20 protein-coding genes and 1 pseudogene are annotated in these 24,061 nt (G+C 57.6%); 9 read left to right on the top strand and 12 right to left on the bottom strand.

Features of this window, described 5'->3' with window-relative positions; translation table 11 throughout:
- Positions 1 to 61 precede the first annotated feature (61 nt).
- Positions 62 to 1,411, bottom strand: a complete 1,350-nt coding sequence (argA, locus tag HHJ18_RS00710; RefSeq protein ID WP_296910523.1) for an amino-acid N-acetyltransferase — start codon at positions 1,409 to 1,411, stop codon at positions 62 to 64.
- Positions 1,412 to 1,632: 221 nt separating this feature from the next.
- Between argA and HHJ18_RS00705 the strand changes: the two genes are divergently transcribed.
- Complete coding sequence (locus HHJ18_RS00705) at positions 1,633 to 2,865, top strand: GGDEF domain-containing protein (RefSeq protein ID WP_296910520.1); 1,233 nt, start codon at positions 1,633 to 1,635, stop codon at positions 2,863 to 2,865.
- A 111-nt stretch (positions 2,866 to 2,976) separates the two neighbouring features.
- Positions 2,977 to 7,074, top strand: a complete 4,098-nt coding sequence (hrpA, locus tag HHJ18_RS00700; RefSeq protein ID WP_296910518.1) for an ATP-dependent RNA helicase HrpA — start codon at positions 2,977 to 2,979, stop codon at positions 7,072 to 7,074.
- A 51-nt stretch (positions 7,075 to 7,125) separates the two neighbouring features.
- Here hrpA and HHJ18_RS00695 read toward each other — a convergent pair whose 3' ends face one another.
- From HHJ18_RS00695 to HHJ18_RS00685, 3 genes are read right to left on the bottom strand one after another with little or no spacing between them, the layout of a single operon-like run.
- Positions 7,126 to 8,562 (bottom strand): multicopper oxidase family protein, encoded by a 1,437-nt coding sequence (locus HHJ18_RS00695; RefSeq protein WP_296910516.1) that lies wholly within the window; start codon positions 8,560 to 8,562, stop codon positions 7,126 to 7,128.
- Positions 8,563 to 8,590: 28 nt separating this feature from the next.
- Positions 8,591 to 9,367: a type IV pili methyl-accepting chemotaxis transducer N-terminal domain-containing protein gene (locus HHJ18_RS00690; protein WP_296910514.1), complete on the bottom strand. Its 777-nt coding sequence runs from the start codon at positions 9,365 to 9,367 to the stop codon at positions 8,591 to 8,593.
- A gap of 17 nt (positions 9,368 to 9,384) precedes the next feature.
- Positions 9,385 to 10,266: a hypothetical protein gene (locus HHJ18_RS00685; protein WP_296910512.1), complete on the bottom strand. Its 882-nt coding sequence runs from the start codon at positions 10,264 to 10,266 to the stop codon at positions 9,385 to 9,387.
- A 317-nt stretch (positions 10,267 to 10,583) separates the two neighbouring features.
- Between HHJ18_RS00685 and HHJ18_RS00680 the strand changes: the two genes are divergently transcribed.
- Entirely contained in the window at positions 10,584 to 11,087 is a 504-nt protein-coding gene (locus tag HHJ18_RS00680) for a hypothetical protein (RefSeq protein ID WP_296910511.1), read from the top strand.
- Positions 11,088 to 11,151: 64 nt separating this feature from the next.
- On the opposite strand, the gene HHJ18_RS00675 is transcribed toward HHJ18_RS00680, so the two are convergent.
- The 8 genes from HHJ18_RS00675 to lptF all read right to left on the bottom strand — a co-directional run bounded on the left by HHJ18_RS00675 (position 11,152) and on the right by lptF (position 18,094).
- On the bottom strand, positions 11,152 to 11,781 hold the full coding sequence (locus HHJ18_RS00675) for a c(7)-type cytochrome triheme domain-containing protein (protein WP_296910509.1): 630 nt from the start codon (positions 11,779 to 11,781) through the stop codon (positions 11,152 to 11,154).
- Positions 11,782 to 12,040: 259 nt separating this feature from the next.
- A complete protein-coding gene (locus tag HHJ18_RS00670; RefSeq protein WP_296910507.1) occupies positions 12,041 to 12,508 on the bottom strand; it encodes a hypothetical protein in 468 nt (155 codons plus the stop codon).
- A gap of 414 nt (positions 12,509 to 12,922) precedes the next feature.
- Positions 12,923 to 13,081 carry a DUF3309 family protein gene (locus HHJ18_RS00665; protein ID WP_296910505.1) on the bottom strand — a complete coding sequence of 53 codons (159 nt, stop codon included), beginning with the start codon at positions 13,079 to 13,081 and terminating at the stop codon, positions 12,923 to 12,925.
- An 89-nt stretch (positions 13,082 to 13,170) separates the two neighbouring features.
- A complete protein-coding gene (locus HHJ18_RS00660) occupies positions 13,171 to 14,370 on the bottom strand; it encodes a pyridoxal phosphate-dependent aminotransferase (RefSeq protein WP_296910503.1) in 1,200 nt (399 codons plus the stop codon).
- Positions 14,367 to 15,311: a CysB family HTH-type transcriptional regulator gene (locus HHJ18_RS00655; RefSeq protein WP_296910500.1), complete on the bottom strand. Its 945-nt coding sequence runs from the start codon at positions 15,309 to 15,311 to the stop codon at positions 14,367 to 14,369. The genes HHJ18_RS00660 and HHJ18_RS00655 overlap by 4 nt, the downstream gene beginning before the upstream one ends.
- A 96-nt stretch (positions 15,312 to 15,407) precedes the next feature.
- Complete coding sequence (locus tag HHJ18_RS00650; protein WP_296910498.1) at positions 15,408 to 15,785, bottom strand: CbiX/SirB N-terminal domain-containing protein; 378 nt, start codon at positions 15,783 to 15,785, stop codon at positions 15,408 to 15,410.
- Between the two features lie 39 nt (positions 15,786 to 15,824).
- A complete protein-coding gene (gene lptG / locus HHJ18_RS00645; RefSeq protein WP_296910496.1) occupies positions 15,825 to 16,970 on the bottom strand; it encodes an LPS export ABC transporter permease LptG in 1,146 nt (381 codons plus the stop codon).
- Complete coding sequence (gene lptF, locus HHJ18_RS00640) at positions 16,967 to 18,094, bottom strand: LPS export ABC transporter permease LptF (RefSeq protein ID WP_296910494.1); 1,128 nt, start codon at positions 18,092 to 18,094, stop codon at positions 16,967 to 16,969. The genes lptG and lptF overlap by 4 nt, the downstream gene beginning before the upstream one ends.
- A 46-nt stretch (positions 18,095 to 18,140) precedes the next feature.
- Here lptF and HHJ18_RS00635 point away from each other — a divergent pair, with 46 nt between their 5' ends.
- From HHJ18_RS00635 to HHJ18_RS00610, 6 genes and pseudogenes are all read left to right on the top strand, one after another.
- Positions 18,141 to 19,664 carry a leucyl aminopeptidase gene (locus HHJ18_RS00635; protein ID WP_296910491.1) on the top strand — a complete coding sequence of 508 codons (1,524 nt, stop codon included), beginning with the start codon at positions 18,141 to 18,143 and terminating at the stop codon, positions 19,662 to 19,664.
- Positions 19,661 to 20,098, top strand: coding sequence for a DNA polymerase III subunit chi (locus HHJ18_RS00630; RefSeq protein ID WP_296910489.1), 438 nt, complete (start codon positions 19,661 to 19,663; stop codon positions 20,096 to 20,098). Before HHJ18_RS00635 ends, HHJ18_RS00630 begins: the two co-directional genes overlap by 4 nt.
- Positions 20,095 to 20,427, top strand: a complete 333-nt coding sequence (locus HHJ18_RS00625; protein ID WP_296910487.1) for a hypothetical protein — start codon at positions 20,095 to 20,097, stop codon at positions 20,425 to 20,427. Before HHJ18_RS00630 ends, HHJ18_RS00625 begins: the two co-directional genes overlap by 4 nt.
- Positions 20,428 to 20,646: 219 nt before the next feature.
- Positions 20,647 to 21,777 (top strand): branched-chain amino acid ABC transporter substrate-binding protein, encoded by a 1,131-nt coding sequence (locus tag HHJ18_RS00620; protein ID WP_296910485.1) that lies wholly within the window; start codon positions 20,647 to 20,649, stop codon positions 21,775 to 21,777.
- Positions 21,778 to 22,061: 284 nt separating this feature from the next.
- Complete coding sequence (locus HHJ18_RS00615; RefSeq protein ID WP_296910482.1) at positions 22,062 to 23,330, top strand: site-specific integrase; 1,269 nt, start codon at positions 22,062 to 22,064, stop codon at positions 23,328 to 23,330.
- A 405-nt stretch (positions 23,331 to 23,735) separates the two neighbouring features.
- A pseudogene (locus tag HHJ18_RS00610) lies at positions 23,736 to 23,932 on the top strand (hypothetical protein); the annotation flags it as partial.
- Positions 23,933 to 24,061 lie beyond the last annotated feature (129 nt).

Here is a 24,061-nt window from a genome sequence, read left to right as displayed (position 1 = left end):
CAGGCCATCGCCAGGCAGGCTGGCAGACGCCAGATCAGGCAAAAGCCGCTCCGGGCGCGCCTCAGCCCAGCTTCTTGACCAGCACCAGACTTTTGCGATTCAGGTTGTAGTTTCGCTTGCGTGCTTCGGGCAGCCAGGCCGGGTCAACCTGCACGAAGCCGCGCTTGATGAACCAGTGCATGGTGCGCGTGGTCAGCACAAAAATGCTTTGCAGGCCGGCGGCGCGAGCGCGCTGCTCTATGCGCTTGAGGATTTTTTCGCCATCGCCCTGGCCCTGGCTTTGCGGCGATACGGTCAGCGCGGCCATTTCGCCGGTTTTCGCTTCGGGGTAGGGGTAAAGCGCGGCGCAGGCAAAGATCACGCTGTCGTGTTCGACGATGGTGTAGTGGTCGGCGTCGCGTTCAATCTCGGTGCGGCTGCGCTTGACCAGCGTGCCGTCGTTTTCAAAGGGCTCTATCAGCTGCAGGATGCCGGCGACATCATCCCCGGTGGCTTCGCGCAGGGATTCGAGCTTTTCATCGACCACCATGGTGCCAATGCCGTCGTGTACGTAAATTTCCAGCAACAGCGAGCCATCGACCGCAAAGGGCAGGATGTGGCTGCGCTCGACGCCGGCCTTGCAGGCCGTGACGCAGTGCTGCAGATAAAACGCGGTGTCGGTCGGGTTTTCGCCGGGCGGCAAGGTCGCCAGCAGCTTTTCTGCCGCTGCCAGCGGCAGCTCGGTGCCTATCGGGTTGTCGTCGCTGGCGGGCTGGTCATGCTGCACGCGAATCCCGGGAATCTCGGTCAAAAAAAGCAGTTTGTCGGCCTGCATGGCAATCGCTACCGAGGTGGCGACCTCTTCCATGGTCAGATTGAAGGCCTCACCGGTTGGTGAAAAACCGAAGGGCGACAACAACACCATGGCGCCAAAGTCCAGCACGCGGCCGATGGCGGCGGTATCGACTTTGCGCACCATGCCCGAGTGCTGGAAATCCACGCCATCGAGAATGCCAACCGGGCGCGCGGTGATGAAATTGCCGGAAATCACCCGCACGGTGGAGCCCGCCATGGGAGTGTTGGGCAGGCCCTGGCTGAAGGCTGCCTCAATTTCGTAGCGCAGCTGGCCGGCCGCTTCCTGAGCGCTGTCGAGCGCGACTTCATCGGTGATGCGCATGCCGTGCGAGTATTTGGCTGCATGACCCTTGGCCTGCAGTTGTTCATTGACTTGCGGGCGAAAACCGTGCACCAGCACAATCTTCACGCCCATGCTTTGAATCAGCGCCAGATCCTGCGCAATGTGCTGCAGCTTGCCGGCAGCAATCGCCTCGCCGGCAATACCGACCACAAAAGTCTTGCCACGGTGCGTGTGGATGTAAGGCGCCACCGAGCGAAACCAGGGAACGAAGGTGAAATTGAAGACGGCAGGCATGGGCTCGCTTTCGGGGTCAGGGGAAATCGGGAAAGTGGAGACAATCGAGCGGAAATCGACAAATCCGGCGAACTTGACCCACTTGAGGAAGGCGGGGCAGGGTTGGTGCTGTTTTCCTGAGATAAAACCAGGATTTTTATTAGTGTAAGGGACGACGCCGTGGGCCTAAGTGTGCAATATGCCACCGATCAACGAGTACGAAAGAGGTATGGTTCAAGCCTATGGAACAACTTGTCATAGGTTTTTGGGGCTGCTATTTCGGGGCTACCGCTTTGATGCTGGCCGCCTCGGCGTTTGCCTTCAGACATTCCGTGCGGCGCATTGCGCGAAACTCTGCTGTGTCGGCGCTAGCTTCGGCTTTTTTTGTGTTGGCTTTTCTGGGCGGACTGCCGATTGAGGACGCCGACACGCTGGCGCGTTTGCTGGCGCATATTGCCAGCGTGGTCTCGGCGCTGCTGGCCTACATGCTTTTTTCCGTACTCGGCGTCTTGCGCCAAGCTGCCACCCGGCGCCGCACCAGTCTGGCACTGGCGGTGTTGGCCGGGGGGGTGATGGGAGTCGGCTGGTTGCTGCCGCCGCTGCAGGCGCTGGCCCTGGGCGCTGCCATGGCCTGCCTGCTTGGTGCGGAGGCGCTGTTTTTGACCTTGTGCAGCGCAGTGCGCGGCGAGCGACTGGCCAGAGTGGCGGTAGCCGGCCTTTGCTTCATGCTGGTGGCCTTGATTGGGCTTAGCTGGATCGCGCTGGACCGGGCGCATGTCCCCTGGCAGGTGCATGCGGTTAGCGCCGTCGCTGGCACGGCTTACCTCGCATCCATGGCATCGGTGTTGTGGCTGCGTTACTTTTACCTTTTCGAGCTCAAAGAGGTGTTGGCGCACGGGCCCGGCTATGACCCGGTGACGCGCATGCGCACGCACGCCGAAACCGGCAACATGGTGGCTGCCGCGTTCAAGCTTTACCATGACGACCCGGTTCCGCTGGGCATGATTGTGGTCACCATCGCCAACTTGTACACGCTCGAAAAGCTGTACGGCCTGGCGGCGGTGAACCACGCGTTGTTCGTCTGCGCCGGTCGTCTGCGGCGCACGATGCCCGGCCATGTGGATATGGGCCGTCTTGGTGAAGACGGGTTTTTGCTGCTGCAGTACAACTGCAGGGACAGCGGCGCGCTGATACAGCTGGCGCGCAGGGTGCAGGCGCATTTGTCCAAGTCCGTGGCACTTAATACCGGCTTTGACGCGCACGTGTTGGAGCACCAGCAAAAACAGCGCACCCGCTGGGCCGCCGATGTCGGGGTGGGCGTGCTTAGAGTGTCCAAGGCCGATGCGCGCTCCGCAAGCGCTGTTGCGAAGGGCCGGGGTATGGCGCGCACGGCCTGGAGCTACCCGAGCAGGGTCGCCTGGTTCGATGAAAAAAGCGGAGAAATTGTCGCGATGCCCGTCATTAGGCCATCATGAGCGTGCCGCCACCAGGCATCTCCAAAAAAACTGACATGGCTCCAGCATGAATGTGCCATGGCTGCGACATACCCGCGCAGACGCCTGAGCGTGAAGGAACACCGATAATCAATGGCTTTAACTGTCGTTGTGTCCTTGCTCTCCTCCTTGTCCCAGCTAGCCATCACCTTTCCTGAATCTTTGCCGGTTTCAGGCAAGCGCGACGACATCACCGCCGCGCTCACGGCGCACCAGGTCATCATCGTCTGCGGCGAGACCGGCTCAGGCAAAACCACGCAATTGCCCAAAATTGCGCTGGCCATGGGGCGCGGCAAGCTCAATTATCCGGCTGGCCAAGGCAAGCTGATTGGCCACACGCAGCCGCGTCGCATTGCTGCATCCAGCGTTGCCAAGCGCATCGCCGAAGAGCTGAAAACGCCTTTGGGCGATGTGGTCGGCTACAAAGTGCGATTTCAAGACCGCTTAAGCCGCGATGCCTCCGTCAAGCTGATGACCGACGGCATCTTGCTGGCCGAAACGCAGACCGACCCGCTGCTGCGCGCCTACGACACCATCATCATTGACGAGGCGCATGAGCGCAGCCTGAACATCGATTTTTTGCTGGGCTACCTGCGCCAGCTGCTGCCGCGCCGGCCCGACTTGAAGGTCGTCATCACCTCGGCGACGATTGACGCGCAGCGCTTTGCTGATTACTTTGCCGCGCCAGCACTGGGCCGCCCCAAGCCAAGCGACGTCCCCGAGGGGCTGGAGCCTGCGGCTCCAAGCCTGCTTGAGCAGGCTTGGACAGGCGACAGAGGCGAAGCGTCTCGCGAGCCGCGGCCTGCAGGGCCTCGCGACGACGCGCAGCGCGGAGCGTGGGGGCCTATGGTGCCAGCGCCGGTCATCATGGTGTCGGGCCGGATGTTTCCGGTCGAGCAGCGCTGGCGGCCTTATGAAGAGTCACGCGATTACGACTTGAACAACGCCATTGCGGACGCGGTGGACGAGCTCTGGCTGAGCCCGCACAGTGCCGGCGACATCCTGATTTTTCTGCCCGGCGAGCGCGAGATTCGTGAAGCCGCCGACCATTTGCGCAAGCATCTTTCGCACCAGCCACTGAACCGTAACGCCGAAGTGCTGCCGCTGTTTGCCCGCCTGAGCCAGGCCGAACAGGACCGGATCTTTGACAGTCACAGCGGGCGGCGCATTGTGCTGGCGACCAATGTGGCCGAGACTTCATTAACAGTTCCAGGCATCAGATACGTCATTGACGCAGGCACAGCGCGCGTCAAGCGCTACAGTTTCAGGAGCAAGGTCGAGCAGTTGATGGTCGAGCCGGTGTCGCAAGCTGCGGCCAACCAGCGTGCCGGGCGCTGCGGCCGGGTGGCCGACGGCATCTGCATACGCCTGTATGACGAGCAGGATTTTCTGGGCCGGCCGCGCTTTACCGACCCAGAAATTTTACGCAGTTCGCTGGCCTCGGTAATCCTGCGCATGAAGGCGCTGCACCTGGGAACGATAGAGGACTTTGCCTTCATCGAGCCACCGCAGCGCCGCGCCATTGCGGACGGCTACCAGCTGCTGGCCGAACTCGGCGCGGTCGATGACGACAACGAACTGACGCCGGTAGGCCGTACGCTGGCCAAGCTGCCGCTGGACCCGCGTGTCGGCCGCATGATTCTGGAAGCGAAAGACCGGCAGGCGCTGGACGAAGTGCTGGTGATTGCGAGCGCGCTCAGCGTGCAGGACGTGCGCGATCGCCCCATGGACCGGCAAGCGCAGGCCGACCAGGCGCATGCCAAGTTCGACGATGAAAAGAGTGAATTCAGCGGCTACCTGCGGCTGTGGAAGTGGCTGGGAGTCGCGCGTGGCGGCCATGACGCGGTTCATAAGCTGACGAATCGCCAGTACGAAACCCTGTTGCGCGAAAACTTCGTCAACATCCGGCGCGTGCGCGAGTGGCGCGACATCCACTCGCAATTGCACACCGTGGTGGGCGAGCAGGGCTGGCACCTCAACGACAGGCCCGCCAGCTACGAGCAGCTGCACCTGTCCATGCTGTGCGGTTTGCTGGGCAACATCGGCTGCAAGAGCGACGAGGAAGACTGGTACTTGGGCGCGCGCGGCATCAAGTTTTACCGCCATCCCGGCGCCAAGCTCAGCAAGAAGCCGGGCCGCTGGATTGTGGCGGCCGAGCTGGTCGAAACCACGCGCCTGTTTGGCCGGGGCATTGCCAACATCGAGCCGCAGTGGATAGAGCAGGTGGCCGGCCATCTTTTGAATAAGCAACTGCTCGATCCGCATTGGGAGAAAAAAGCTGCGCAGGTGACGGCTTTGGAGCGTGCCACGCTTTACGGCCTGGTGGTTTACAACGGCAGGCGCGTCAACTTTGGGCGCGTTGACCCGGTGACAGCGCGTGAAATTTTCATTCGCGAAGCGCTGGTGGCCGGCAATTGGGACACCAAGCTGCCGTTTCTGGCTGCCAACCTGAAGCTGATAAGCCAGGTACAGGACCTGGAGCACAAAGCGCGCCGCCAGGACGTGCTGGTCGATGAAGAGCTGATCTACGCCTTTTACGACCAGCAGTTGCCGGCCGAAATATGCAGCGGCGCCAGCTGTGAGAGCTGGTACAAGCACGATGTCAAAAAGCAGGCCGGATTGCTGCTGCTGACGCGCGATGAATTGATGCGCCATGAAGCCGCTGGCATCACCACGCAGTCCTTCCCCAAAACGCTTCGGCTGGGTGGCGTGGACTGCACGACGACTTACCTGCACGAACCGGGCGACACCAAAGACGGCGTGACGGTCGATGTGCCGCTGTTTGCGTTGAACCAGGTGAACGAGGAGCGCTGCGAATGGCTGGTGCCCGGCATGCTGAAGGACAAAATCCAGGCGCTGATCAAGACCTTGCACCAGCGACCGCGCTCGCGGCTGGTGCCGCTGCCTGATACGGCAACCCGCATGGCCGAACAGCTCAATCAGCCGCAGCTGTTTGGCGCAGGTTCACTGACCGACGCGGTCTTGAAATGGGTGCGCGACGCGACATCAATCGACATCAAGCGCGCCGACTTGAAGCTGGACATGCTGGCGCCGCACCTGTTCATGAACTTTCGCGTGCTGGACGAGCATGGCCGGCAGCTGGGAACGGGTCGCAATCTGGGTGCGCTCAAGGGCGAGCTGGGATCGCAGGCGCGCGGGGCTTTTCAGGCGCTGGCCGGCTTGAAGAACCTGGGCACGGCGCCGGGCCGCGATCTCGTCAAAAATACCGATTCGCCCCCAAATAATGCATCAAATAGGCCTCTAGCCCAATCAGGACGGGCGCAAGTAGCTCCTGAAAAGATAGCAATTAAGACACCCGAGCGCTACAGCAGCTGGAGCTTTGGCGAGTTGCCGGAGCTGATGGAAATCCGCAAGGGGGCGCAAACGCTGATTGGTTTTCCGGCGCTGATCGACTTGGGCGATGCCGTGACGATCGAAGTGTTCGACGAACCCGATGCGGCCGCCGCCAAGCACCGCGCCGGCTTGCGGCGGTTATTTTCGCTGCAGATCAAGGACGCGCTGAAGTACCTTGAGAAGAACTTGCCCGAGCTGCAAAAAACCGCCACGGCCTACATGCTGGTCGGCCGCGCCGCCGACAACTCGGGCGGCGGAACGCTCGAAGAGTTGCGCCAGCAGATCATTGACGTGGCGCTGGACCGGGCTTTTCTGCTGGAGCCGCTGCCGACCAACGAAGCCGACTTCAAACGGCGTATTGACGATGGGCGAGGGCGGTTGACGCTGATTGCCAGCGAAGTCGCGCGTCTGGCCGCTGGAATTTTGACCGAATTTGCCGTGGCCCAGCGAAAAATCAAGGACAGCAAGAACGCCGCCGAAGCCGCCCTGGACGCCGCGCAGCAGCTGCTGCGGCTGGTGCCGAAACGCTTCCTGACCATTACACCGTACGCGCAACTGCAGCATTTCCCGCGCTACCTCAAGGCCATCACGCTGCGGCTGGAGAAGTGGCGTGCCGACCCGGCGCGCGACGCCTCCCGCCTGGCTGAATTGCGGCCTCAAGAGCAGCATTACTGGCGCCTGGTGGTTGATCGCAAGGGCGCGGTGGATGCACGCATGCAGGAGTTTCGCTGGCTGCTGGAGGAACTGCGGGTGAGCTTTTTTGCGCAGGAGTTGCGCACACCACAACCGGTCAGCATCAAGCGGCTGGAGAAACTTTGGGCTCAGCTGAACAGCTAGGCCTGCTTTTTCCAGTGAGATTGGTGCTGCGGCCAGCTCAAGAAAGCGGGTTCATTGCACCGCAATCGTTCCCATCATTCCACCGGCAGAATGGTCCAGGATGTGGCAGTGGAACATCCACTCGCCCGGGTTGTCCGCGACGAAGGCGATGTCGACGTTCTCGCGCGGCCCCATCATCACCGTGTCGCGCCGCTCTTGAAAGCGCGTTTTCTTGCCGTTGATTGCGACGACGCGGAAAAAGTGGCCGTGCATATGCATGGGATGCGCGAAATCGGTCTCATTGATCATGTGCAGTGCGATATGCGCGCCCTTCTTGAAATGAAACAGCGGCTCGTGCATCAAGGCATGTTCGTGCTGGGCGCTGTAGTTCATAGTCCAGGTGATGCCTTCCTTTTCCATGATCTCATTGATTTTTGCCGGTTTGCCGTCAATCGTACCGATGACGGGTGCGCCCCGCATGCCTCCCTGGAACACGATGTAGTGGTCTTGCGCGCGCTTCAGATCGGGCTCTGCCATCTGGTTGGGCACCAGGCGGATAGCAGCGGCCATCGGCTTCTCGCGCAGGGATTTCTCGCGGCTGTAAGCCAACCTGGCGATCTCGCCGGCGCCACGGTGGCCGGCATCGGTCATGGAAAAAACCGCCCCGGCTGCTTGCAGGCAATCGATCACAAGATCAATTCGCATGCCGGGCCCAAGGGTGATCTGCTCGACGGGATGCGGCTGGACCGCCTGGCCGTCAAAGGCGATCGCTGTCATGACGTGGCCCGCCAGCGACAGTCTGAAAATCCGCGCCGATGCCGCATTGATGAGGCGCAAGCGGATGCGCTCGCCGCGGCGTACGTCCAGCGTTTGAGCCGCGCCGGCAGCCTTGCCATTGACAAGAACCTGATTGCCGATGCGCCCTTCGTTGGCCAGATCTAGAATGCGTCCGTAGTCCTCCACCTGCTGTCCGTCGGCGCCTAGCTTGACGTCGGACAAGAGCCACACCACGTCTTGGTCGACCTCGATCGGCTTGCTCTCGGCGACGATGTAGGCGCCGTAAAGGCCGCGCGGAACCTGCTCAAAACTCGACTGGTGCGGGTGGTACCAAAAAGTGCCGGAATCGAGCAAGGGGTATTCGTAAAGCAACTTGCCACCGGGCTTGATCGGGTCTTGCGTGACAAAGGGAACACCGTCCATGGGATTGGGAACACGCACGCCATGCCAATGCACGGCAGTGTCGACGCTGAGCCCGTTGCTGACCAGAATGCGGGCCCTGTCGCCCTTGCGGTAGCGCAGCACTGGCCCCGGAACGCTGCCGTTGAAGCCCCACAAGCGAGTCTTGGGCGCTCCGGCTTTGAGCTCCTGCTCGACCAAGCCGGTGCTTAACTCGAACGGCGGGGGTGAGGTAGAGGGTGAGGTCGCGGCGCCAGCCATACCCGCTGGAAGGCTGGCAAGGCCGGCTGCGGCCGAAGCGGACTTGAGTAAATCGCGGCGGGAAATCGTCATCTGCTTGTCTCCAGTTTGGGCACTAGCTTCAGCGGCGGCTCTGCAGTTCGTAGAGCCGGGAAATACGGTCGCTCGACTCAAGGATCGCATCGGACGACTCGGCAACGATTAGCCGATAGTAGCCGGCACCGTCAACCGACATTGATGCCTGCAGCCACTCCCATTGCTGGGCGACCTCGTCGAGCTCGCCCCGGATCTCCGCGTTGTTGACCTGGCTTGCACGAAGTTTGATCAGCCCTGCGGAAAAATCTTTGGTCGCCGATTCAAGCTCCTGGCGTACCGCCAAAGAGTCGACGCCCCAACTGCGCAACAGGTAGCTTTTTGCAATCCGCTGCGACAGCATGCGCTGGCGACCCGCAAGGTTGACCAGCCGGCTGGTGGCTGACTTGCTCTCGTTTTCCAGCACGCGTGTCAAGTCTTCTGCCGCTGCAAGCGTCGTTTCGGCCCGCAACGAGAGCGCGACTGCCGCGTCCCGCGAAATCGCGACCGCTGCCGCTTTCTTCATGCCCAGCCACTCGCCACTCAGGCGTTCGTAAGCACGTCTGGCTTCGGCCGAGCCCGCCACCACGGGCTTCAGCGCCGCAAGGTTGCCCTCGAAACGCTCAGTTGCCAAACCCAGTTGACGCTTGGCGAGCGCGGGCATGACATTGAGTCCGGTTTGAATGTACAAGTTGGCGATGCGTTGCGACAGCATGCGCTGCTCGCCCGCCAGATTGACCGACGCTGCGCCCTCGGTTTGCGTCAGGGCCAGACCCGAAAAAGACGTCAGGACGAAGGCCAGTATGAAAGTAAAAAGTCTGCGCATGATTGCCTTTTGGCTGGTCAAAAAACGGGGATGCCCATCGATTGCAGCGCTTTGTTGAGCTGCCCGCTGGCTTTTTCCATCAGCACCACCGCTTCCTTGTGGTGCTGGGAATCTGCCTCGGCTTCGGCGAGGCTCCTGAGCCGGTTGCCCTCGGTGACGAAGCTGTCCACGAGCTTGCGTTTTTGACCTTCGGCTCGTCCTTCTCCAATCATCATGTCGATCATGGTCAGGCTGCTGCCGAAGCGCTTCTGCTCGTAGACATATTCATCGGCTGGCGTGTCGAACTTGAGCGACATAAAAACTTCCTGGCCAGCGCGAAGCTTCGTGATTTCCTCGACCGTCAGCTTGTAGGCCGAAGCCATTTTCTTGTTGGCATCGCCCAGTCGGCCGGCATCGGCAAGTTGTTTCGATTCGGACAACAGCGTGTCAATCTGACTAAGGAGTTGTCGCGCCGCAACGCCGACCTTGCCGTCGCGCGTCAACTCGACGACCGAAGCGCGGTAACTAGCCACCTGCTCCGCCATATCCGCAAGACTTTTGCGTTGGGCGCTCTCGGAAAGCAAGCTTCCGTCCGGAGAAATTTTTCTGGATGCTGCGGACGTCGATTTAAGCGCTTCGTCCAACAGTCTGGAAGCTTCGTCAATCCGACTGTCGGCGAATGCTTGCCGGGCTGCGTCGAACGCTTTCCGTCCCTTTTCAATCAATGCGGCCGACTCAGGATCACGACCAGAAGCAGCGTTCCTGGCTGCTGGCGAATTGACGAGCATGTCAAGAAGCCGTATTTTTTGTTCAATCAGCTGGCGCTTTGGCGCTGGGCCATCCGCGGGGGCAGTCTGGGCAAGACAGGGGGTGGGGTGTCCAAGCACCAGTAGCAGGGCGGATGTAAAAGCCAACTTCATGCGGATCCCCTTCGACCTCATGGGGAAGATCATATCGGGTCGGGTTCAGGTTTCCGGCGAAGACAGTCCATAGACCCGGGCCGACACCTCAATACCTGCACAACGCTTGCAGGAATGCCATGGTCGATGATTTGCACAGCCATGGCCGCTACCAATGCCCTGTCCGGCTAATTACCCCGCAATTAAAATTTTTAAAAAGGCTTACTTCTTGACGCTATTTGCGGCTCTGCTGGCAAGGGATTCGCTTGACAGAGGACGCCACCCTGGCTACCGTAATCGTGTACGTTTAGCAAACGGGTTTCGCGGGAAAGGCAATCATGACCAAGCACATCAAGCAGGGCCTCGTTCTAGCTGCATCCTTACTCGCGGTACTCCCGGCCCACTTCACGCTGGCGCAAACGCTGCCGCCAGTCACGCAAATCCTGCCGCCAACGGCTCAAACCAGTCCGGATGATGACAATCGCCGCGGCATCTCGACCCGTCCTAATGAGCGGGTGCGCATCCTGACCAACATGCGCAAGTATTTGGTCGGCCTGCAGTGGGTGACTGAAGCGCTGGCCCGCGACGACATGCAGGCGGCCATCGCCGCCGTGCGCACGATGGGCGCTGTCAACCTGTACGACATCAAGCTGATGTTTCCAAACAAGGCCTCGGTCGAATTTCACAACCTCGCATTTGAGGTGCACAGCGATTTTGATGCCATCGCCAGAGACGCAGAAGCCAAGAAAGATCCTAAGCTGATGCTGGCGCAAATCGGAACCGTCATGAAAAAGTGCACGCACTGCCACGAAACTTACAGACTGCAGGATTCCGCGCATTAGGAGCAAACGCAAGCCACGCTAACGAGCGAGGCAATATTTCAGGGCTCACCAGAGTCTGCGCCGCTTACCACCACGCCTTCGTTTCTCCATGCGGAATGCTATGGCAGCGCTCGCATGAGAAAAACGTCAAGAAGGCGACGCGGTCATGGCAGGTGCCGCAGTATTCGCCCTTGAAAATCTTTGTCATGTCGATGGGGTTGGCGCCGGCCTTTTTCACGAAAATCTTATCGTGGCAGTTGCTGCATGCAAGCCACTGCGTATGAGAATTGTGCGGAAAATTCACATAAGGCATTTCCTTGGTGTTTTTCATGACGATATCCAGATCAAGCACCTCCATCTGCTTGCTTCCCGTCAGGTCGGCGCGCGGCTTGATGGCGCCACTGAATAGTGCCTTCATCCAGTCGACTTCGCCTTTTTTGTCGCGCGGGAAACCTTTTAACGCCTGTGGGCTTTTTTGCAGCTGGGAGTAGGCGGGACTGGCCGGATCGTAAAACTTGTTTGGGGCCAGTTTCGGCTGTGCATCAGCTACCTGCGGCTCGGACACGAATTCATTCTTGGGTGGTGCCTCGATTTCGGCGGGACGTAACTGCCCATAGGCGAGGGGCAAAGCAGCGCAAACGATTGCAAACAGCGCAATAAGCCAGCGTAATGTGGTTTTCATGTAGTTTGAAAAATAAACAAATCGACTCGTCACGGATGATGCGATAAGGGTGCACCCGGAGTTATAGATGCAGATGCAGATATCGTGCCAGTCCTGCAATTTAATCTCTTGCCCCGCGCAATCTCCGTCAAGCGCGCGTTGGGTGTGGCCGCCGGGCCTACAGTGATTTCAAATATTCGGTCAAATCCGCCATTTCGTTCGGTTGATGCCTTTCAGGCCGTAAGCCGGCGGGATGACCTGCGGACCGTTCTTGCCATCCAGATTGAAACGCGGATCATATTTTCCTGGCCCCCTAAGACAGATACACGACCCTTTTCGGTTCGTCCACGGCAGGCGATAGCGCAACAATGGCGCACAGGTTGAGATCACGATTCGGCCAGCCATCGAGCCGCTTGCCAGTCTCTTTCGAGAACGAATCATCAACGGTTGAATGGCACAGCGCACAAGTGACGCGAGGCCAGGTCAGCGTGTCGGTGCCATTAGTGGTTTCAACCGTCCCCTTTAGGCCGAGCACCGCATTCAACTTGAGCAAGGCGATCGTGGTGGCGGGACTTGTCAGGTCTATGCTTTTGTTTTGAATACCCTGGACGACCGCGGCCGGCAAAGCTTCCGAATCAACCTTCAAGCCGACCGCTAATGCTGCCACCGGAGAGACCGGCTTGCTGATTACTTCATGCAGGCGAAGGGTATCGGTCCACTGGGTTTCGTCGCCAAAGGTATCGAAGCGGAAAATTTCCACGCGTTGAGCGACCAATGGCATGTTTGATGCCCCGGTTTGCGAAGTACCGTCGTCACCGCGTCAAGCGCTCGCTATGACCGAAGTCGCGATGGCCAAAGCTAACTTCAACAACGGGCGTGATGCTCGCAGGGAAGGGAGTTGAAGTTGGAAAATGTGAGGCCGATGCCAACTCCTGAGTGCGAATCGCCCAGGGTGAAGTAGGGTATTTGATAATCATTCTCCTGAATGGTGACATGCAGCAAGCAAGCCCCAATTGTGCTCAACCCTCATGACGACAAATCAACCACTCATTTTTTCTGCAACATGCCGAGCTCAGGCGCTGGGCTTAAGCAACACGCGCAAACGCTGTCAGAACCCACCACGCCCACCGGCAGCCGGTACCAGAAGGCTTGTGCCAACGGCCGCCCGAATGCCGAACAAATCACGACACACTTACTAGATGCGGCCCATCAAAAGCAATATGACCAAAATGAGTACCACCAAGCCAATACCGCCGCTGGGACCGTAACCCCAACTACGGCTGTGACCCCAAGTTGGCAGGGCACCCACCAGAATAAGAATCAGAATGATCAGCAGGATGAGCGAGATGGACATAGAGAAACTCCTTGTTATAAGTAATAATTCTTTACTTTTGTGTAGAAGAATCCAACAGGAGGGAGGCGCGTTCCCGCGTCAGGAGCCGCCTACAATTTGGCGAGGCGTCTCAACGCAGCGTGTAGGGTTTCGTCCTTTTTGGCAAAGCAAAAACGCACTACGCGCTGATCGAACCCGTTGCCATAAAACGCCGACAGCGGGATCGCCGCCACGCCGATTTCGGTGGTCAACCATTTGCAAAAGTCGGCCTCATTGAGGTCGCTAACTTGCGAAATATCCACGCACTGAAAATAGCTGCCTTCGCTGGGGAGCAGTTTGAAACGGGTGGCTGCCAGGCCGCTGCGAAACAAATCGCGCTTGCGCTGGTAGAAGGCTGGCAATTCCAGGTAAGGCCGGTCATCTTTCATGTAGTCGGCCAAGCCATACTGCACCGGCGTGTTGACCGTGAAGACATTGAACTGGTGCACCTTGCGGAACTCGGTGGTGAGCGCGGCGGGTGCCGCGACATAGCCTATCTTCCAGCCCGTCACATGGTAGGTCTTGCCAAAACTGCTGACGATGAAGGCGCGTGCCGCCAGACCGGGAAAACGTGCTGCGCTTTGGTGGATTTGACCCTTGGCGGCATCAAACACCATGTGCTCGTACACCTCGTCGCTGATCAGCAGTACATCGGTGGGTGCAAGAATGTCTTGCAGCCTGCGCATGTCGGCCTCGGTCCAGACAGTGGCGCTTGGGTTGTGTGGCGAATTGACCAAGATGGCACGGGTTTTCGGGGTAATCGCCGCTGAAATTTTCGCGAAGTCGGGCCGGAAAGTGCCCGGCGTTAGCGGCACGCGCACCACCGTGCCACCGGCCAACTCGATGTTGGGCACGTAGCTGTCGTAGCAGGGCTCCAGCACGATCACTTCATCGCCGGGGTGGACCACTGCCAGGATGACTGTGATGATGGCCTGCGTGGCCCCCGCCGTGACGGTGATTTCGTTGTCGGCGTTAAAGTCGTGGTTGTGAAGCTTAGCCAGCTTGGCGGCAATAGCCTCGCGCAGCTCGCGCACGCCTGCCATTGGTGGATACTGATTTAACCCTTTGCGCATGGCGTCTGTCACGGCGTTGACCAGTTTCGGGTCGCATTCAAAGTCCGGAAAGCCCTGGCCCAGATTGACCGCACCTTTTTGAGAGGCCAGCGTGGACATGACGGTGAATATGGTAGTGCCGACGGCTGGCAGCTTGCTTTTAACTTGCGGGGTGCGTGCTGCGTTGGCGTGGGTCGAATTTTCCGTTGGCGTATTCATGTTTCGTGGTCGTGAAGTCGGCCGGCCATGGCCTTGGTGATCATGGTGCGGTCTAGCTTGTCGCTAAGTAACTCGGCAAATTTATAGACAAAATTGCGCAGGTAAGCGCTGCGTTTAAACGCAACGCGGGCAATGTTCTCGCCAAAAAGCGCCCCTGCAGGTCTTGCCAGCAAATCGCTGTTGGTGCCGTCGTCCTTGATTGCCATCTCGGCCACGATTCCCACACCCAGTCCCAGTCGTACGTAGGTCTTTATGACGTCGGAATCAATTGCTTCCAGGGCAATGCGCGGCTGTAGGTGTTTGGCCGCAAAAGCCTGGTCTACCTTAGTGCGTCCAGTGAAGGAGGGGTGGTAAGTAATCAGCGGTTCCTGCGCCAAGTCCTCCAGCGTGATGTGTTCATTCTTGGCCAGCGGATGGTCTATCGGCATGACCAGCATGTGTTGCCATTCGTAGCAGGGCAGGGTAATTAGATCGTCATATTGCGTCAGCGACTCCGTGGCAATGCCAATCTCGGCGACTTCGTCCAGCACCATACGGGCCACTTGGTCGGGCGAGCCCTGGTGCAGGCTGACATTGACCTTGGGAAAGGCTTCACGCAGCTTGGCCACTGGTTGTGGCAAGACGTAGCGCGCTTGAGTGTGGGTCGTGGCAATGGAAAGTGTGCCGCTGTCCTGTGCGGAGAATTGCTCGCCGATGCGCCGCAAATTTCCCACTTCCCGCATGATGAGTTCTATGCTTTTGAGCACATGCTCGCCGGGCTCGGTCACGCGTTTAAGGCGCTTGCCATGGCGGGCAAAAATCTCCACTCCGAGCTCCTCTTCAAGCTCAATGATGGCTTTGGAAACGCCAGGCTGCGAGGTGTGCAAAATCCGGGCTGTTTCGGTCAGATTCAGGTTACGCCGGACAGCCTCTTGGACAAAGCGAAATTGGTGTAGGTTCATATCAAAATCAGGCTAATTGTTTTCTTTATTATGCCGATAATGCGCTAAGAGTGGGCGGTGCGAACTACAGTTTTCTGGCCCGTGTCCAACGTAAAACTAAGCTATGGCGATATCGGCCATCAACGCAGTCAGCTGGGCGTACTCACCGGCTGCAGGCAAGAGTTCAACTGCGACGCTGGGGTGCGCGGTCCGTATTTGTTCGATAAGCAGGGGCAAGTCTTCGCGTGCATGCTTGCCAACACCAAAGAAAATCGGGAAAATCCTTATCTGACGGGCGCCAACAGCTATCAATTCAGTAGCGGCCTCTAGCAGCGAAGGAGCGCAAAGCTCCAGGTAAGCGCAGCGCACTGCCGTACCGGGTTTGCGGGCCTGGATGTTCGCGGCAACCGCTTCGATCGGCACACGCCACTGTGGGTCACGCGAGCCGTGGGCGAACAAAATAATACTGGGGGAGCGCGATGTTATGAGGCTCATTTAAAGCGAGTGTTAACAGTGAGTATGTCTGCGCAGTGATCAGCGCTTGAGGACCAGCCAGCCAAACGCGCCCAGCGAAACAGCCATGTACAGCAGCCCCGGTGTGGCGGCCGCCAGCCAGGGTTGCCAGTTGCGCAAGTTGCCGACGTAGCCGAAGACGTTGTTGAGCAGGAAGAAACTGATACCAATCATGACGCCGGCAAAGACATAACCGGCGATGCCGCCAGAGCGGAAATGGAGGTAGGCAAAAGGCAGCGCCAGCATCACCATGACAAGGCAGCTGAGCGGATAGAACACCTTTTTCCAGAATTCGATTTCATAACGCTGGGCAGTCTGGCCGTTGGCATCCAGATGACGAACGTAGTTGAAGAGGTCGATGGTGGCCATGCGATCTGGTTTAAGCAACGCCACCGACACCATCTCCGCGCCTATCCCCGTCGGCCAGCGCAGGCTCTCCAGGGTAGACCGGCTAACTTTGGCACTCTCCTTGCCCTTACCGGCGGGGGTCAAGCCTGAGGAGACTTCAAATTCGACGCGGGTAGCTTGCTGGAGCAGCCAGGCGTCGCCCTTGGCAAAGACGGCCAGCGGTGCTTGTGTGGTCGAAACAATCAGGCCTTGATTGTTAAACTCGTAAATCTGCACGCCTTGCATCTTGTTGTCGGGGTTTAGCGCTTTGACGTTAACCACAAAGGTGTTGTAGGCTTGTTTTTCTTTCAGCCATGCACCCGTCTGTCCTATAGTGATTTTTCCTTGATAACGTGCTTTGAGCAACTGGGCCGCCCGCTCGCTGGCGGGCGCCACATAGTCCCCCAGTGCAAAGCTGAACGCCACAAAAACAGCGCCCAACGCCAGTAACAGCTTTAGCGCACGCCAGGGGCCCAGTCCACTGGTCCGTAAAATGGTGAACTCAGAACTTTGGGCCAGGCGCGCCATGACAAAAATGGTGCCGATCAGGACCGAGATGGGCATCAATTCGTACAAGTGATTGGGTAGCAGCAGAGCCACGTAAAGCAGTGCATGCTTGATCTGGTAAATGTCGGTAGCCGCGCTGAGGGCGTTGTTCTTGCCGAGGTACTGCAACTCATCGACCAAGTCAAAAAATAAGAATAGCGCAAGGAACCCCAAGGTCACCAGCGCAATGGCGGCAAGCACCTCACCGTAAATCAGCCGGCGTATAGTCTTCATGGATGGCTTCCCCCATCCGTACGCGCTGCAGGTAGCGGACGGCGTATACGCGCAATCGGTTTGAGCACCCAATTGAAATGCCGCTTGCCCAGCCACCCCAGACCCAACAACAATACGCCGCCATGCAGTGCTAGCAGTAAGTTGCCGAAACTGATGACGCCGGAAAAAATCCAGCTTTGTCCTACGTTAACCAGGTTGTTGTAAACCACGAAGGTCAGCAATACAAAAATCAGATTGCTGCTGCGCCCTCCACGTGGGTTCACGCTAGCCAGGGCCACGGCCAGTATCACGACGTTGAAAGCAACCAACGCCAGCCCCAAACGCCATGCCAGTTCCCCCATATTGCTTCGCGTGGGCGCTTTGATGAGATCGCGCGTCGACAACAGCTTGGCTTCTGGCGCGTTCTCGCTGGCGGTTCCCACGTCGCCTGTTTTGGATCCGTATTCTTCAAAGTCGCTGATTTTGAGGGCAGATTGACCAATGACGTTTTCAAGTCGTTGACCGTTTTCAAGCATCAAAAACTGGGCGTTGTCCCTGGTGTCTATCCGGCCTGAGCGCGCCGTAGTGATGGAGCTTTTGCCTTTTTCTGTCGCAGCGATGAATACATTGTTGCTGGCTTGCTCGCCGGCCAGATCGCGGTCAATAAAAAAAACTCGATTACCGCTGGACGATTCCTGAAACTGGCCGGGCGCAATGCGGTCGAGGTCGCCGCGTTGCTCATAGCGACTCTGCATGTCCTTGGTCTGTTGATTGCTCCAGGGCCAGACAAAAAGAGCCATCAGGGTGATCACCAGCAAAACCGGCCAGGCAAAGCGAAACAGCGGGCCCAGGAAACCTGCGAGGCCCCGGCCGCTAGCGAACCAGACCACCATTTCGCTATCACGGTACATACGCGACAAAGTGCTGACCATGGCGATGAAAAGCGAGAGCGTGAGGATGGTCGGCAGGCGGCCTAAGGCGGAGTAAGCCATGAACAGCATGACATCCTGCGGATTGATAAAGCCGCGCGAGGCTTGACCCAGCGTGCGGATCAGCACAATGGTCATGACGATGGTGATCAGCACCACCAGGGTTGCCCCGAAACTGCGTGCCAACTCTTTACGAATCGAGGATTGGAATAACATTGATGAACTATTTACTTTGCTTTGCTTATTTGCTTAACCTTGAATTATGGACTTTGAACTTAAAACACTGACCCGTGCCCGTATTTGCAACGAGAAATGTGATGCCCTCATTGTGCTCATACCCCAAGACTTGAACTCGGATGACGACCCCCTGTCTGCGCTATCTGCGCTGGCCATCAAATCTGGTGACCTTGAAATAAAGGCAGGCAGGCTGCTCAGCGCTTACCGCACGCCAGGAATTGCAGCAATACGAATCGTGTTGGTGGGGGCGGGAGACGGGAGCCCCAAAAATATCCGAACCGCTGTCAATGCAGCGTTCGGAGCCCTGAAGACGAGTAACGCCCAGCGCGCAATACTTTGCCTTAGCACCCTGAATAACCTTCAGCCCGATGCCGTGCGGGCTGCTGTGGTGGCCTGCAGCGAAGCCGTCTACAGCTACAACACCACCAAATCCAAATCCAAAGCCACTCCGGCCAAACTGCAGCGTGTAGTGGTCGGGGTGAGCGACGCCGCGACTGCGAGGGCAGGGTTTGACAAGGGAATAGCGCTCGTCAAAGGTCTTGCAATCGCCAAGGAATGGGCCAATCGGCCGGCCAATTACGCAACTCCCACTTTGCTTGCAGGCGCGGCTAGGGAACTGGCTGAGTCGCGCAATATTGAGGTCGAAATTCTGGGACCGAAAGAAGTTGCCAAACTGGGCATGGGCTCGTTCATGGCCGTGGCCCAAGGCTCCGCAGAGCCGCTGCGGTTTATTATCCTGCGCTATAACGGTGCCGCTAAAGCAATGGCGCCAGTGGTACTTATTGGCAAAGGCATTACGTTCGACACCGGCGGTATTTCCCTTAAGCCGGGCAGCGAAATGGACGAGATGAAGTTTGACATGTGTGGTGCGGCAAGCGTTCTGGGAATCTTTCGGGCGCTGGCTGAGTTGCAACCCGCGCTGAACGTGGTGGGATTGATTCCCGCCTCTGAAAATATGCCGGATGGCCGAGCCGTGAAACCAGGCGATGTGGTCACCAGCATGAGCGGGCAAACCATCGAAATTCTGAACACCGATGCAGAAGGGCGGCTGGTGTTGTGTGACGCGCTCACTTACGCAGAGCGATTCAAGCCGAAGGCGGTGGTCGATATCGCTACCTTGACAGGCGCCTGTGTGGTCGCGCTGGGCGGGGTGCGCAGCGCCCTTTTTTCGACGGACGAGCAGTTGGCAGTGGCGCTTCAGGCGGCCGGTGAGTCGTCGCTGGATTTGTGCTGGAGGATGCCGCTGGATGAAGAATATGCAGAAGGGCTGAAGACGAATTTTGCCGATGTAGCCAATATTGCAGGCCGGGCTGCGGGTGCTGTGACTGCAGCCAAGTTTCTGCAGCGCTTTGCCAGCCGCTTTCCATGGGCTCATCTCGATATAGCCGGCACGGCGTGGAAGGGCGGAACGGCCAAAGGTGCAACTGGCCGGCCGGTTGCATTGTTGCTGGATTACTTGCTTAGCCAGATACCTTCGGCCGTACCCGGTAAAGCCCCGGCCAAAGCCAAACTGCTAAAATCAAAGGCTGCTACCAAAACCCGGGCATGACCGAAATCGCGTTTCATTTCAATGTGGCCGCCAAGCTGGTGTACGGCTGTCGCCTGTTGCGCAAGGTCTACCTCAGTGGCGCTCACGTAGTGGTAACGGCGGAGCCCGAGGTGCTGGCGGAGCTTGATGAATTGCTGTGGAGTTTTTCTCCCACAGATTTTCTGCCGCATTGCCGAATCAGTGTCTCAGAAAATAGTCTGGCCGGTACGCAAGTGTTGCTTGCAGAGTCGCTTGTGGCCGTTCCGCACCACGCTGTCCTTGTTAATTTAGGGCAAGTCACTCCTGACGGATTTGAACGTTTTGAACGTGTTATCGAAGTGGTCACACTGGCCGGTGATGACCGCCTTGCCGCGCGCAGCCGCTGGAAGTACTACACCGAGAGAGGTTACGCCATGAAACGATATGACCTGACGTCAGCCGGGGAGGGCGCATGAGTCCTTCATCCGTCCCACCACGTTTCGTTCCTACGTTGACCGAAATCGTCCATCCCTCGCTGGCGACCGTTGAAGCCCGGTCTTTGAACGAGGAGGCAATGAAGGTTTCGGCACTGCTTGCCGAACTGGAGGCAGAAATGGTTCAGCGTGTTCTGCAGCGGTTAGACCTGATACTGGAACGGCGTTTGCGAGAAGCTGTCGGGCAGATGCTCCTTGAACACACCCAAAGCTTGGCGCTCCGACTTCGCGAAGAGATTGAAAAGGTTGTTCGTCAGTCCGTGAGGCAGGCGTTTGAACAAGAGATAGCGCCAACAACGACCCGCTCTTGACTCGTCGCGACCTGATTTGGATCAAGCCATTTGATCCGGAACTTGCATTCGTCGAACTCCAAATTCAAAAAAGATAAGCCAATCACCGGGTAAACCCCCTTATCGACATTAATCTAGGGGCGTTGCTATGGTGCGGGCTTGGAAATTGCGTTATCTTCTGCCCCGTTGAGTAGAAAGTTGTTCTCAACCTTATTGGTAATTTCTTAATCGGAGTGTTTTATGCAAATGAAGTTAAAACTGACAGTGGTGGCGGCCATCGCTATGGTGGCGGGCATGGCTTCCGCACAAGATACAGTGGTAAAAATTGGTCACGTGGCACCGATGTCCGGCTCTCAGGCCCACTATGGCAAAGACAATGAAAACGGCGTGCGCATGGCGATTGAGGACTTGAACGCGCAGAACGTGGTCATCGGCGGGAAAAAAATCAAGTTTGAATTGGTTGCTGAAGACGACGCCGCTGACCCAAAACAAGGCACGGCTGTTGCACAAAAACTGTGCGACTCCAAAGTTGCTGGTGTGGTCGGACACCTGAATTCCGGCACAACAATTCCGGCTTCCAAGGTTTATAACGATTGCGGCATTCCCCACATCACTGGCGCCGCTACAAACCCTAGTCTAACCAAGCCAGGCTATAAGACAACTTACCGAATTATTGCCAACGACCTCGCGTTGGGCGCGGGCTTGGCCTTCTATGCGGCCGACGCGTTGAAACTGAAAAAAGTTGCCATCATCGATGACCGCACTGCTTACGGGCAGGGTGTCGCTGAAGTTTTCAAAAAGACGGCATTGGCAAAGGGCATGACCGTGGTTGACGAGCAATTCACCACCGACAAAGCCACCGATTTCATGGCCATTTTGACGGCTGTTAAGTCCAAAAATCCTGATGCGGTTTTCTTCGGCGGCATGGATGCCCAAGGTGGCCCGATGTTGCGCCAGATGGAACAGTTGGGCATGAGCAACGTCAAATACTTCGGTGGTGACGGCATCTGCACGGCCGAAATAGCCAAGCTTGCGGCTGGCGCCAAGACTCTGGGCAATGTGGTTTGCGCCGAAGGCGGTTCGTCTCTGGCCAAAATGCCTGGCGGCGAAGCCTGGAAAAAGCGTTACGACGCCAAGTACCCTAGTCAGTTCCAGATCTACAGCCCGTACACCTACGACGCTACCTTCGTTTTGGTAGACGCCATGAAGCGTGCCAATTCGACCGATCCAAAAGTTTATACCCCCGAGTTGATCAAGAGCAACTTCAAAGGCGTGACGACCACTATCGCCTTCGAACCTAATGGCGAGTTGAAAAACCCGGCCATCACCTTGTACGTATACAAGGATGGCAAGAAATCTGCACTGAACTAAAGCGTTTAGCAGCAACAAAAAAGCCACCGCGAGGTGGCTTTTTTACGGGTCTTAAGAACCTTGAGGGTCAAAAAAACCTGTCGAGCTTTGGAGAATTGCCCGACTAATTTTGGCGGAAGAGGCGTCTGCCTCAGGGCGTTCCTAAAGCGTCCTAAGAAATCCAAAAACGTAAATTTCTGCAATGAAGAGTGCCAAATTACATTCCTAAGTCGTCCCATCAAAGTGCACCCAATCCTAAAATTTATGGTAGAAAGGATGGTAGAACAAAAAATGGATGAACGCTCGTGGCCCGTAAAGCAAAAGACCTCACAGCACTTGAAGTAAACAGACTTACCGCGCCTGGTCACCACGCTGTTGGTGGTGTATCGGGCCTGTACCTATACGTCAATGACTCAGGTGCCCGGGCTTGGGTGCTGCGCACGATGGTGGGCAATAAGCGCCGCCATATGGGCTTAGGCGGATTCCCCGATGTCACCTTGGCACAAGCCAGGGAAAAAGCGAGAAAGGCCAAGGATGAGATTGCTCAAGGAATCGACCCCATAGTCCAACGCAAAGCAGCGACCAGCCAACTTCAAGCACAGCAGGCCACAGAAAAGACCTTTCGGCAAGCATCAGAAGGCTACATCGCCGCCCATGGTGACACGTGGAGAAATCCCAAACACAGGGCCCAGTGGGCCGCGACTCTGGAGACCTACGCATTTCCCGTCATGGGCAACCTATTGGTGAAGGACGTCGCACAGGAGCACGTACTGTCTGCCCTGGAGCCCATCTGGAAAACCAAGAACGAGACCGCCTCCCGGCTTCGTGGGCGGATCGAGAGCGTTTTAGACTGGGCAACAGTACGCAAATATCGCTCCGGAGAAAATTCCGCCCGCTGGAAAGGCCACCTGGACATGCTGCTCCCAGCTCCTAGCAAGGTAAAAAAAGTAGAGCACCACCGTGCACTGCCAATCGATAGCATGAACGCATTTATGGTCGACCTGCGTAAACGTGAAGGTACTGCAGCCAGGGCGTTGGAGTTCACTATCTTGACAGCATCCCGCAGTGGAGAAGTGCGAGGTGCCTCTTGGGAAGAGGTTGACCTGAAGGCCGGCGTGTGGACTGTTCCATCTGAAAGAATGAAGTCCGGCAAAGAGCACCGGGTCCCATTGACTGAATCGGCGATTCAAATCCTCCGCACGCGTCCACATCAAGATGAGATTGGGCTGGTGTTTCCTGCACTACGTGGAGGCCAGCTTTCAGACATGGCAATGACCGCCGTCATGCGGCGCATGGAGGTTGACGCCGTGCCTCATGGATTCCGTTCTACTTTCCGTGACTGGGCGAGAGAGCGTACCAATTATCCGCGTGATCTGGCAGAACAGGCCTTGGCCCACGCACTAGATAACAAAGTGGAAGCGGCCTACCGACGCGGAGATGCTCTGGAGAAACGGCGGGAAATGATGGCGACCTGGGCAGACTTTTGCGGAAACAGGACCGAAAACACCAGCCACGCGGCCAGCATAGCTGCCGGCAATCAGTCAAACCGGCTGCTGCTGGCAAAAGGTAGTTGATGAGCGTCCAGCCCGTCGGTCGGATGACCACGCGCCATCAGCATGGCAGAGCACTAACCAGGGGTCTGCATGCCATAACCAACAATTTTTGTTAGTAAACACTTCATTCGATTCTGATTTGTGACCAGCACCTTATCTCCAGTCGCCACGCCTTATGTGGATCTATGCCGGAAGTGCTGACCATCAACGCGGATCGCCATGATCTGATGTGCTAATTTTACAAACCTGTGGACCAAAAGCGGATGGTGGTGATCTTGCCACCGGACAGTTATGACCATTGGCTCAAGGCTACTCCGCAGCAGAGCATGAAAATTGTGCGTCAGTACCCGGCAGAGCGGCTACTTGCTGGCGCAGAGTCTCCCGACCAACGCTCGCTGCTTGCCTGAACCACTGGCCGTATCAAACATAGCTCGGCGCATGCATCACCACGTCTATGTTATTGAATTGTCCCACGACGTGCTGCTCAAGGCCGGTTCATGCGCTCGAACCCAGATTACCAGCCAGGAAAGCCGTGCGTTTACGTTGGCATGACCGGTCTAGACCCGGACGTGCGGTTTGATAGACACAAGGCTGGCATTCAAGCCAACCGATACGTAAATGAAGAGCTGGCTGGTTGACGACAATTACCCTGGCCGGTTGACGACAACTATGTTGGCCGGTTAGAGGCCTACACCGGGCGGGTCCGGGAGGCGGGGCTACCGTTGGTCCTTCGAACACAAATCGAAGGTAGG

Source organism: Polaromonas sp. (genome assembly GCF_012927455.1).
Lineage (GTDB): Bacteria > Pseudomonadota > Gammaproteobacteria > Burkholderiales > Burkholderiaceae_C > Polaromonas.
Note: the sequence above shows the minus strand (reverse complement) of the source record. Positions and strands in the feature narration are given on the sequence as shown.